Origin of the sequence: Faecalicatena contorta (assembly GCF_022835095.1) — a bacterium.
GTDB classification, from domain to species: Bacteria; Bacillota; Clostridia; order Lachnospirales; family Lachnospiraceae; genus Faecalicatena; species Faecalicatena contorta.
In genome coordinates this window covers 2,078,728-2,091,330 of record NZ_BQNQ01000001.1, presented here as the reverse complement: position 1 = coordinate 2,091,330, position 12,603 = coordinate 2,078,728, and the positions used below count along the sequence as shown (strand labels likewise).

Genomic DNA, 12,603 nt, shown 5'->3' with positions numbered 1-12,603 from the left:
CTATTTGTATCCTTTATAAAGCATATTTTTCACCATTTCCCACATTTCCATGACAAATGGTTCTTTCAATATAAGAAGCGCCATACCAAACACACCATAAAAAGCAACGCCAGTTATGCAGATCATTATAAACGAAGGTAGTTCCAGCTGCATCTTGAGCACGCCTCCCACAATTCCTGCAGCAGCCAGTGCCGCCGCTGTTTTGCCCAGGCTGATCTCTCTGACTACTTTGCTCAGCATGTCTTTCAGATAAACACATTGCACCGCCAAAACTATCAGTTCAGCCAGCAGCGTTGCGAAAGCAGCTCCCGAAGCTCCGTATCTTCCTATCAGTATCAGATTCAGCACAAAATCCACAACCGCCCCGCAGATAATGGAAATCAGCACTTCCCTTTCTCTTCCCAGGGGGGTAAGGATCTGGATGCCTGTAATATTTGACAGACCGATAAAAAGAACCGTTGGCATTAATAATATCATCGGCAGAATAGACGGAAGATATTCGCTTCCCGACAATGTCAAAATGGTCTCCCGCGCAAATATCATGAAGTAAAGCATAACGGAAGAGGCCAGGATCAAAACAAAATTGAATGCCTTTACAATTGTTTTCCGGAAGGCGTCCTGCTCTTTCTGTTTCACATAAAAAGACAGCCTGGGAAGCAGAACCGTTCCGAGTGAAGTTATCAGGCTGACTAATATAGTCTTCACTTTGACTGCTGCATTATAATATCCCACCTCAGTCTCGTCTTTTATAAACTGGATCATAACAACATCCAGATTGGTATATACACTGGTAGCCGCAGACATGGCAAAAAAGATTCCTATAGGCTTTAAGTGCCGTTTAAAGTTATAGGGACCTTTCTTCTTTAATGTAACATATTTATGCAGATTTATAAAGTTCAACACATAGGAACCGGCAGATGCAAATACAGTAATTGCACCATATATAATATAATCTTTCGGATTTTTTACCCACGCAAACATCATAACAATGGATATAACTTTAAATGTCAGGGAACATGCGGTAATATATGCATACTGTTCCAAAGCGCTGTAGAACCAGCTGACACCGAACACATTCAGCACCATCGTGATACTGTTAATAAACAGCAATTCCTTCTCTTTCGCAAATTCAGGGACGAGAAATACCATAACTGCAAATACTGCATATACGATCACCATAGTAATCGTATTGATGATCAACAGTTCCTGGACTGTCCTGGAAAGCTTTTCCCTGTCATCTCTTACCTGGGCACATACGCGGATTCCATAGGTTGGAATGCCGAGAGATGCAAACATTGTAAAATAGGTTAGAACCGCTGTGGCAAACGCTACTTTTCCATTTCCCGCCGCCTGCAGAACCCTCGATACATAAGGGAATGTAATCAACGGAAATATAATGGACGATGCTGTCAGGAGAAAATTCATTATGAAGTTAAATTTTACTGAACGGATTCTCATAATGCCTGTTATCCTTCCATCCCGTTTCTTTTTTTCCCCATTTTCACTATTGTCTTATATCCCCTGAACCCAGTGCGCCGCAAAAGACTTAATGTCCCGCTCTCCTGCCCCGCCAGTCTGTATATCTCAGGATTTTTAGAGAGCAGTTCTTGGTCAAATTCTATAAACTTCTGCTTCATCTCCTCATTCTCAACCGGATAACTCATGAAGATCGTAATCTGCTCCCCTACCATCTCCGCAATCCGTTTTGATATATACTCTATTTTTTCTTTTTGGCTGTCCTCTTGTTTTGCATATTCCGTAACAAAATCTGTCAGATGCATGATCACATCTATATGATTCTGTATGTGCTTCTGATACCCCTGCATGCTGACACTCTGTGTCGCCTGAGCCAGACGGTACATATACACATAAATATCAAAAAAAGCAACCTTTTCCACATAAGGAACCGGATACAAAATATATTCTACATCAACATAGAAACAGTGCTCATCCAGCCGGATATGATGTTCCTTGAGAATTGCCGAACGGATTGCCAGCGAATGCATTGGGATCTGTGTCCTTGTGACAATCTCACTAAAATTCCAGTATTCCCCGCTGCCCTGTTCCCTTTGCAGCATTTTAAACTCACGCGGTGTCCTCTCTTTTGTCTGATCGTCCACCTCATAATAATTACATACAACATAGTCTGCGCTGCACGTTCTCAGTTTCTCCACCATACAGACAAATCCCTCTGTATCTACCCAGTCATCCCCATCGACGACTTTAAAATATGTCCCCCTGGATTCCTCTATCCCCCGGTTAATTGTAGAACCATGCCCGCCGTTTTTCTTCGAAATCAGGCGGAAGCTGTCCGGATATCTGTTCTCATATACTTTTCCTATTGCAGCCGTACCGTCCGAAGAGCCGTCATCTACAATCAACACTTCTATATCCTTCAATACTCTTTTATCCAGAAAAGAATCCAGTGTCTGCCTTAAAAAACGTTCCACATTATATGATGGAATAACTACTGATAATACCTTATCCATTGTCTTTTCTCCTATCGTCTTCTCATCTTGTCCGACTGTTTTCTCGCCCAGGACAGTACATTCATCATCCAGAACTGCCGTTTTTCCAGTATCCAGAACTGTACTTTTTCTTTCCTGCCCATATTTTTTATATAAGGATTCTTTCGAAACCCGGGAAATAGTTTTACGGTCAAATCCCTACACTTTTTCACATAGGGACTTTTCCTGTCATGATATATCATTTCCCTGGCAGGAATAAAATACATATTATAAAATGTCAGATACTCCAGTTCCCTGTGGAAAGTCTCAAACTGTCCTTTTTCCCGATAATAGTCCAGAACCCCCTCCACCATTTTTTTTCTGTGGGAGTAATTCTTTTCGTCCTCCGTGCCGGTGGTAATAGAGCCTTCCCTTATCATATAATAATACAACGGTTCTCTTAAATATACAACACAGTCTGCCGTGAGAACTAATTTGGGAATCGTACCCAGATCCTCGTAGCGGTATCCTACCGGGAAAAACAATCCTGTTTTTGTAAAAAAGTCCCGGCGGAACAGTTTCGCACACACAGAAAGTGTCTGCAGCATCAGCTCCGGGTTCGTCTTAAGGCTGATAGGACACATCTCCGGGAGATTACAGTCACATACTTCAACATCCCCGTTTGGTTCCAGCCGTTTATAATCAAAATATACGATGTCGCTGTCAAATTTTTCTGCTGCCCCCACCGCTTTTTCAACTAGCCTGCTGTCCACATAGTCATCACTGTCCAGGAAAAAAAGATATTTTCCTGCCGCCAGTCCTGCCCCCACATTTCGCGCATCGCTCAGTCCCCCGTTTTTTTTATGGATCACCCGAATTCTGGAGTCTTCCTGTGCAAATTTGTCACACATCTCATTACTGCAATCCGTGGATCCATCGTCCACCAGTATAATTTCCAACTCCTGATATGTCTGTGCTTTTATACTTTTTACACACTTTTCAAGAAAATCCTGCACATTATACACAGGAACTACAACACTTACCAACACCATGTGTATATTTCCTCACTTCCTGACAAAGTTTATCACCAGTTTTTTACGGTTCACAGCAGTTCAAATCCAGGAATAGCTGCCGCCATTCTATACTTTGTTCTGCAGTTATGCTGCAGACCGCCCGTCAGGGCGTGAATTACGGGGTGCCCTTTGGGTATAATATTCCTCTCAGAACAGCCTTCTGGGCATTAAGGTCAAATAAGCAGCCGTCCATATCTATTTTTACGTTATTTCTGTCATATTCCCTGTGAGCTAGTATAAATTCTGCCCATTTATCAGCCCCTGCGCTTAACGGAAGAAAATAACATTCCCTGCTGATCTTTGCCTCTTCGGGCACGCCGCTGCTTAATACACAGCGCAGCCCCGCCGCCTGTGCTTCCAGACTGATCATGGAAAGGCCCTCAAAATGAGACGGAAGAACAAAAAAATCCATGCCCTGAAGGAGCCTGTCCACATCATTCCTCCAGCCTGTCAAACGCACCGCACTTTCCAGCCCATACTGCCGCACCTTCTTTTTTATGATTTCCAATTCCTCTCCTGCTCCGATCAGCAGAAGAACAGCCCTGGAATCTTTTTTATAGATTTCCCGGAATACTTCCAGAAGAAACTCATGATTTTTCACATAGGTGAACGTACCAGCATGACCGACCACGAAAGAGTCCTCTAATTGCAGTTCCCTTCTCACGTCATCCCTGATGTACTGACTGAACATATATTTTTGGGTATCAATTCCACTCACTACTACATGAAAACGATCCGAATCTACGATTCTTCTCGGAAATGCCCACTCTCCGGCCAGTCTGGAAGCACCGTAGTACTCGGTGCCTGTCCGGTACAAAAACAGTCTGCATATCTTATGAATGCTGTTAAAAACCAGACGTTTCAGTGCATTTGAACAGTCATTACCACTGGCATGGCAATGCAGAACCCGTTTCTTTACCATACACTTTCTTGCCGCCAGAGCTGCCACACAATCTATTGCCGTAGATATATTTAAATAAACAATATCGTAGTGGTTTTTCTGGATCAAATGGCACACTCTCGCATACTGCTTAAAAGGGTGGTGCAGGCTGGGAATCTCAAATAAACGGGAATGATACTTTTCGAGCCGCTGCCGCAGCCCCTCATCGATATGGTTGGTAAGAAAGTCCATCTGCACATCCTCTCCCCCGACGGTTTCCAGAAAGTTTAGCAGATATCCATCAATTCCTCCGCCTGTGCCATCCATAATAAAGCCAATTAAAACCTTTTTCATTTTGCCTCTTCCTTATGCCCTGTTTGAAGCAGGGCAATGAAATATCCAAAGCACAGCCAAAAACAATATGTCTCCGGTGAATTCACATAAAAGATCGTGGAAAGCACCGTGGCCGCCGCCGAAATGGAAGCCATTACCGTGAAAACGGCCACCGCAGGCCTGAAGATATCAGGTGCCGCTCCCTTTACCTTTCTCTTCATATACAACAGTGTATTAACCATGAGCCATATAAGCGCTGCTATACCCAAAGCTCCCTGTGCCGTAGCTGTATCCACCACCATGCTGTGCATAGAGTCATATTTTATACCTAAAGAATTCTTCACAAGATATGTTTCCGGAAACTGATCCTCTGCAAATTCCGTAATATTGCGGTAACTGGTGCCGTATACCGGAGATGCCTTTATGATCTCAAGACCGCTTTCCCAAATTCCCATTCTGCCATTACTCAGGTCATTTGCAAGATCATCTTTCCGTCCGATCGCTTTCCGTCCTGAGATGCTCTTCTTTGGAATATTTTTCTTTGCCTTGTGGACTGCTTCTATTTTTTTATCTACTGTATTATAAATTTGTTTGAATCCCACGGTTCCCGCCACTGCTGCTAATCCGATCACCAGCGCCGCAGCGAACGCTGCCGCCGCCCTTCCTCTGCATTTTCCAAACCGGCGGTACAGACAGAGACCTGCCATTACAAACAGACCAGCAGCCAAAGCTACTTCCCCGGTTCTGGAATCGGAAAACACAAGAAACTGAAACTGCACAATGATACTGAAAACCCAGAATACTTTCCCGACTTTCCTTTTGGATATCCAGAAAAGATAGACTGCCAGAAAAACTGCTGCCAGAGCAATAACAGATCCCCTATTGGGTTCGTCGTAGATTCCCCAAAGCCGCCCCCAGTTGAACCCTACAATATGCTCTGTCCCCAGAGGGTCTGTATATCCCATATTTCTGCCCCAATATACCATAGAAAGGCTGATTATATGAACAACGGTGCAGTAAACTACATATACCACCGCCGTAATTTTCAATTCCTTCAATACCTCTTCCCTGCTATACGTACAGGTCGGTATATATATAATAAATAAAGAGATAAACATCCATACAAGGCCTTCTATATTCTCCAGATATCCATACCTTATATTCATAACCGCGCTGAATACCGCGCTCAGTAAGAACGCAGCCAGGGGCCAAAGATTCGGAACCTTTAGATACAGGCGGTAATCCTTCAGCATCCAGAGCCCCAGCACCGCTCCCCAGACCGCCGATAATATCGTCGCATATTTCATCCATACAGTGCCGTTTACAAAGGCATTGAAAGCCAGCAGTAAATAAATCATATAATACATCTTAAATATAAAAAGTACCTGTTTAAATCTCTTATTCTCTGTCATAATTCTCCTTGCAGTTATTTTTAAAACACATTAACGTCCTGATTTCACCCTCGAATAAACCATAGGCAGAAATCTCCTTACCATATAGATCCCCCTCCCCATCATCAAACATGGGATTGCTTTCTTCCAGCGGAACAGCATCAGTGCAGTCCGAAGTGTCACGCTTTCCTTTGCCCGTGCCATCGGAATCAATTCATTGAACAGGCCCTGGGCAAACACCCCTTTGCACCACTTATACCGCTGTGCATGATTCATGCCTGAACGTCTGTCACAGTTTCTTTCCAGAGCGGAAAGAATATACCTTGCATACAAGCTCCCCAGAACACTCCTGACTGCTTCCGTACAGATCCCCCAGTAGGAAAACTGGTCAAACAGCATCTCAATCCGCTGCCTGTGGAGTTTAAAATAATCCGGTACAAACTTATTCGTCAGGTTGGCTTCCATCCTTTTGCCGTAATGATACGGCACAATGGGCAGAATATTCATTCTTTCTATATCCATAAAATATTTAATATTAAAGACGATATCCTCGATCAGCCTGACATTTTCATAATCCAGCCTCAGCTCCCGGATATAGGAAAGCAGATAAAACTTGTTCCAAGCATACCCATACAGTGTCTGTTGTTCCAGCTCTATTATATGGGGACGGAATTCTTCAGCAGACCGGTAATAATGTTCTTCTGGGCAGATAGGGTGTGTATATTGGAGATGCCCCTTCTTATCATAGTATTCTTCAATATGACCGAACAGCACTACCTGCGCTGGATTTTTCCCGATAGAGGCATACACTTGCGCCAGCAGGGTATGATCCACATAATCATCCGGATCCATAAACCAGATGTACTCTCCGCGTGCCGCCCTGGTTCCGGTATTGCGTGCTGCGCTCAAGCCCCTGTTTACCTCATGGCGTATCACCTGGATGCGGGAGTCCTCCGAGGCGTATTTTTCTGCAATCCTTCCGCTTCCATCCTTAGTACAGTCATCTACCACCAGGATCTCCCAATTGCCAAATGTCTGATTCTGTATGCTTTGAATCGCTCTGTCTATATATTTCTCCACACCGTAGGCGGGCATAACGATAGAAAAATAAGGCGTTTTTGCCTCTTTTTTATCCATAAATGTACCTCTCAATTTACTTCTTTTCAGTCAGTTCCCTGATTAACTCTACTATCTTTCTGTATGATTTGGGCCTGTCAAACTGTTCTTCCGCAATCTTTCTTGCTTTTTTCCCCATTTCCAGGCGCTTTTCTTCATTCTCATACAAATCTTCGATGGCATCCGCCAGGATTTTGACATCCTCTGGTTCGATATTTACGCCAAAACCGTCCGCCTCAACTTTTCTTCTGAATTCAGGACTCATACATGTATTAATCATTGCCCTGCCGGCGGCAAGATAATCACCGATCTTGGTAACAATGCTTTGCGGAGCCTTTCTTACAAAAGAATTGACCAGAATATCCGACTTTTTCAGGTAAGCAGCCATTTTATCATAGGGTGCGTAACCAACAAATTCTACATTGTAGATCTGGCGTTCCCGCGCCAGCGCTTCCAACTCATCTTTCATTGGTCCGCCGCCCAGTATCTTGATCCGGATATCCTGCCTGCCTCTTCCTGCCAATTCTTCCGCTGCCAGCACCATGGTACGTATGTCATAGCTGGTTCCGATTGTACCGGCATAACTCACCCAGAATTCACGTTCTGCCTTTGTAACCAGAGAGTCATTCTCCTCGGCGCCTTTATCAAATTCTGAGATCTCATTGCCTACATAAACCGTGGCCTTAGGCACTTCCCTCTTCTGGTTCTGAAACGGCCTGTCTCTATATTCATCCGATGTGCCGATGACTCCCGATACTAGGGAATAAACCTTTTCTGCATCTCTCTGCAGTGGATGGAATAAAATGGAACTGATCACGGGAATATCCAGCACCATCCGCATGGCCTCCGGCCAAAGGTCGTTTACATCCGCCACAAATGGAATCCCCCGCCGCTTTGCGTATTCGGCTGCCGCCAGCGCCACATCATTCGGGGGAATTTCCGCATAGAGAAGATCATAGTCCCCTTCTTTCTCCAACAGCGCCGTCAGATTCTTTGCTGCGATCTTATGGCTGCGGATTCTTTTCAGATCCACATTTTTCTTATATCCCGGCTCATATATAAACTTGATCCCGAACTGGTAATCCTCTTTTTTAATCTTTTCCATATCCCTCTGGGATTTTTCCCAATGCTGGAATGTGGTCGTTATCAAATCCACCTGATATCCCGCTTCTGTCAGAAAATCACAAAGGTAGCGAAACCGGGTATAGCCTTTTTCTCCGTCCAGTCTTACCCCCATTGTAATGACTGCTATCTTCTTCATCGTATATCCCCCTCTACTTTATCACTGCGAGTACTGTATCTATCATTACCCTGATATCTCCCCAGAAATGAAAGTTCCGGAGATACTGCAGGTTATATTTCATTTTCACGGGAAGTATATGATCCACATATACTTCGTCTACCGATTTTCCCGTCTCCCTCAGATATTTTTCCATCATTAAATCCTCATCCTTGAAGATAATACTGGTACGGGATGTGATCCCTGCGGGAAGGAGGAGCGTTGCCTTCATCTCTTCGGTATATTGCTCCACATACTTTCTTACTTCCGGCCTGGTTCCAACAAAAGACATGTCCCCGGTAAGTACATTAAAAAGCTGCGGCAGCTCATCCAGCCTGCATTTGCGGAGCATCTTTCCTGCCCTGGTAATGCGGCTGTCCGCCTTGCCGGTGACTAAAGGTCCCTTTTGATCCGCATCTGCGACCATAGTCCTGAACTTGAAAATACGATATGGTTTCCCATATCGTGTAATCCGCTCCTGTCTGTAAAAGACAGGCCCTCTGCTGTCCAATTTTATCCATAGTGCAAGCACAGCCATGACCGGCGCTAAAACAACGGTCAAAACTAATGCAAAAAGAAGATCCATGATGCGTTTCATACACAGACTAATCTTCTTCTTTTTCAATTTATCATAATAAGGCCGGAGTGTCTTGTTCTTCATTGAATCCGGCAGCTGTTCCCATCTGATCATTCTTTTTACTCCTGATTGTAAGAATAACGGCTGCTTTGCCCTGTCATAACATTCTAATACATCCTTCATCATATCTCAAGTCCCGGAGGACTTTTCACATTGGATCTCTATTCTATCGTAATGCTATATCTGCGCTCATAGCAGCGCCCGAAATGTTTCGGACACATACTGCACCTGTTCATCAGTCAGGCATGTATGAAGCGGAAGCGTAATTTCATTCTCAAACTGTGCATAAGCATTCGGAAAGTCCTCCAAGTCAAATCCCATCCGCTTATAGGCGGTCAGCATCGGAAGTGGTTTGTAGTGGACATTGGATGCAATTCCAGCTTCTGCCAATTCTGTGATAATATTGTTACACTCTTCACGTGATTTGTCAAGCGCACGTACAAGATATAGGTGTCCGCTGGACTGATGATGCTCTCCATAGTGTGTCAGCACCTGCACCGGGCTCTGCCCCAGCCCTACATCGTACATGCCGATGATTTTTTTTCTTCTCTCCAGAATCTCCGGATACCGCTCCAGCTGTACCAGTCCTATAGCCGCCATAATATCCGTCATGTTGCACTTATAATAAGGCGCCACAACATCGTATTCCCACGCTCCTGCCTGTGTTTTCGCCAACGCATCCTTGGACTGCCCATGAAGGGAAAGGAGCATATAATCCCTGTATAGTCCTTCCGCATCCAGACCTGCCTTCTGTATTGTATCGGACCAGGTCACTGCCCCGCCCTCGGCCGTAGTCAGGTTTTTAACTGCATGAAATGAAAAACAGGTAAAATCCGCAATCTCTCCGCACATTTTGCCCTCCCTGCGCGCGCCAAAGGCATGGGCGGCGTCTGCCATTACAAGAATACGCCCAAGCGCTTCCTGCCGCTCATTTGAAGGCCGGTATATCTGTTTTTTTTCTTCGGCAATGCGGAATATTTCATCGTACCTGCTGTAAATAATTCCGGCCAGATCCACACATATAATTGCTTTTGTACGTTCTGTCACCGCCTCCGCCGCTTTTTCAGGATCCATTTCATAGGATCCGGGCAGCGTATCCACTAAAACAGGAACTGCCCCCACATGGCAGATACAGCTGCAGGTAGCCGTATACGTGTATGCAGTCGTAATCACTTCGTCTCCTGCTCCAATTCCCATCACGCGGAGTGTCATCTCCATACAGGCGGTAGCGGAATTCAGGCAGGCAGCCTTTCGTGTACCGCAGTATTCCGCGATTCTGCGTTCGAATTCCTTGGTCCGCGGACCGGTAGTGATCCAGCCGCTTTGCAGGGTCTTCACAACCTCTGTAATTTCTTCTTCGGTAATATCCGGTGGTGAAAATGGTACCTTCATATTTTGTGCCTTCTTTCCTGTCATGATCGGTTTTTTCTGGATTTCGGACTGTCTGTCCGTATATCTGCATCCGCAATCCCTCTGTCTAAAAAAGCGCTGGGCAGTTTGGAACGGGTATCTGAAAATTCTTTATTCCATCCGGCCTGTATCTGCTGATCCCTGATAATATCTGCATCCCGCAGATGATAGGTCGGAACAATCTTGTGAACAATATATTTCATACGGTCTGTCTCCGCATACGCCTCACGATATAAATCTTCCAGATCGTTTAAAAATTCTTCTTCATCAAATTCAATCGGCTTTCCGATGTGTATTTTTTCATTTTCCGTATTCTCCAGACCTTCTTCTGCCATCAGAAGTTCTTCATATAACTTCTCTCCCGGCCGCAGTCCAGTATACTTAATTTCAATATCTACTCCAAGCGTATAGCCCGACAGCCGGATCAGGTTCTTTGCCAGGTCCACAATCTTCACCGGCTGGCCCATATCCAGCACAAAGATTTCTCCGCCCTTTGCGCTGGCCCCTGCCTGCAGAACCAGTGATACAGCCTCCGGAATCGTCATGAAATAGCGGATAATATCCGGGTGTGTAACGGTAACCGGCCCTCCAGCTTCAATTTGTTTCTTGAACAGAGGAATCACGCTGCCGTTGCTGCCCAGCACGTTACCAAAGCGCACTGCGACATACTCTGTCCTTGAACGGTTGTTAAAGGCCTGGATAATCATCTCGCACATCCGCTTGGAGGCGCCCATAATGTTTGTCGGATTAACCGCCTTATCCGTAGAAATGAGCACAAATTTATCAACGCCGTACCTGTCCGCCGCAAGCGCTACCTTATAAGTTCCAAAGACGTTATTTTTGATCGCCTCATTGGGACTGTCCTCCATCAGCGGTACGTGCTTGTGCGCGGCCGCATGGTAGACAATATCGGGGCGGTACTGGGCAAAAACACTATTTACCTTCCTGCCGTTTCTGACCGATCCGATCAGCACCACGAGATCCAGATACGGAAATTTTGCTTTCAGTTCCTGCTGGATATCATAGGCATTGTTTTCATAGATATCAAAAATAATCAACTGTTTTACACCGTTTGCCGCTATCTGACGGCACAGCTCACTTCCAATGCTGCCGCCTCCGCCTGTCACCAGTACGACCTTGCCGGACACATACCGCCCGATTTTCTCCGTCGTAATCCGAATCGGATCTCTTCCCAGCAAGTCCTCAATCTCTACATTGCGCAGTTTTGACACACTGACTTCTCCATTTACCAGCTGGTATACTCCGGGAAGAATTTTCAACTCACAATCCGGCACCTTCTGGCAGATATCCAGGATCTTCTGCCGCTCCCGCTTATCTGCGCTTGGGATTGCAATGATAATTTCATTGATCCTGTATTTTTCCGCACTATGCAGGATTTCTTCCCTTCCGCCCACTACCTTAACACCGTGGATAAATGTGCCGCGTTTTCTTGGATTATCATCGATCACACAGCAGATCTTTGCATCCAGCTCCGTGCTAAGCTCCAGTTCCTTCATCACCACATTGCAGGCCTCGCCGGCCCCGATAATCATAGTATTGCGGACATGCCTCCCGTGAATGTTCCCCCGGTACAACAGCCTTGCCAGCCTGTATGAAAACCTGCTCAGGCATGTCAGCAGAAACAAGGCAACCACATAAAGAGGAAAATATCCCCTGTATATGGTCCTGTAAGTGAGATAATAGGCCAGAATATTAAACAAAACCGATGCGAGGCAGGCTTCAATCACATATACCAGTTCTTTGATACTCGCAAATCTCCAAAGGCTTGTATATAATCTGCAGGCAGCAAAGATCACAACGGTCACAATCGTATTAACTACGACCAAATCTAACACAGAAGTATAGTATTCGGCCGGTATCTCACTGATCTGCATATTGAAGCGGATCCACAATGCCAGAAAGGAACTGGCATTAATAAATACGATATCCAAAATCACAAGCAATGCTTTATAGATAATCGAAAGATCCCACTTTTTTAACAGTTTCATCATATTCTTTTCCTCGGTATTTTAGAAT

The 12,603-nt window shown here is 45.0% G+C and carries 10 protein-coding genes; all 10 read right to left on the bottom strand.

The genetic code is table 11. The features are described 5' to 3' along the window. Positions 1 to 1,458 (bottom strand): flippase, encoded by a 1,458-nt coding sequence (locus MWG26_RS09325; RefSeq protein ID WP_025657823.1) that lies wholly within the window; start codon positions 1,456 to 1,458, stop codon positions 1 to 3. An 8-nt stretch (positions 1,459 to 1,466) separates the two neighbouring features. Further along, entirely contained in the window at positions 1,467 to 2,489 is a 1,023-nt protein-coding gene (locus MWG26_RS09320; protein ID WP_117441143.1) for a glycosyltransferase family 2 protein, read from the bottom strand. A gap of 11 nt (positions 2,490 to 2,500) precedes the next feature. Then, entirely contained in the window at positions 2,501 to 3,499 is a 999-nt protein-coding gene (locus MWG26_RS09315) for a glycosyltransferase (protein ID WP_117441144.1), read from the bottom strand. A 136-nt stretch (positions 3,500 to 3,635) separates the two neighbouring features. Next, positions 3,636 to 4,754 carry a glycosyltransferase gene (locus MWG26_RS09310; RefSeq protein WP_025657825.1) on the bottom strand — a complete coding sequence of 373 codons (1,119 nt, stop codon included), beginning with the start codon at positions 4,752 to 4,754 and terminating at the stop codon, positions 3,636 to 3,638. Further along, positions 4,751 to 6,145 carry an O-antigen ligase family protein gene (locus MWG26_RS09305; protein WP_025657826.1) on the bottom strand — a complete coding sequence of 465 codons (1,395 nt, stop codon included), beginning with the start codon at positions 6,143 to 6,145 and terminating at the stop codon, positions 4,751 to 4,753. The genes MWG26_RS09310 and MWG26_RS09305 overlap by 4 nt, the downstream gene beginning before the upstream one ends. 30 nt (positions 6,146 to 6,175) lie before the next feature. Continuing rightward, on the bottom strand, positions 6,176 to 7,261 hold the full coding sequence (locus tag MWG26_RS09300; RefSeq protein WP_025657827.1) for a glycosyltransferase family 2 protein: 1,086 nt from the start codon (positions 7,259 to 7,261) through the stop codon (positions 6,176 to 6,178). 16 nt (positions 7,262 to 7,277) lie between these two features. After that, the gene (locus tag MWG26_RS09295) at positions 7,278 to 8,501 is read right to left on the bottom strand and encodes a glycosyltransferase family 4 protein (protein ID WP_025657828.1); all 1,224 of its coding nucleotides are present in this window, start codon (positions 8,499 to 8,501) and stop codon (positions 7,278 to 7,280) included. Between the two features lie 13 nt (positions 8,502 to 8,514). Continuing rightward, on the bottom strand, positions 8,515 to 9,210 hold the full coding sequence (locus MWG26_RS09290) for a sugar transferase (RefSeq protein ID WP_025657829.1): 696 nt from the start codon (positions 9,208 to 9,210) through the stop codon (positions 8,515 to 8,517). A gap of 135 nt (positions 9,211 to 9,345) precedes the next feature. Next, complete coding sequence (locus MWG26_RS09285; RefSeq protein ID WP_025657830.1) at positions 9,346 to 10,548, bottom strand: DegT/DnrJ/EryC1/StrS family aminotransferase; 1,203 nt, start codon at positions 10,546 to 10,548, stop codon at positions 9,346 to 9,348. A gap of 20 nt (positions 10,549 to 10,568) precedes the next feature. Beyond that, on the bottom strand, positions 10,569 to 12,578 hold the full coding sequence (locus tag MWG26_RS09280) for a polysaccharide biosynthesis protein (protein WP_025657831.1): 2,010 nt from the start codon (positions 12,576 to 12,578) through the stop codon (positions 10,569 to 10,571). Between the last annotated feature and the right edge of the window lie 25 nt (positions 12,579 to 12,603).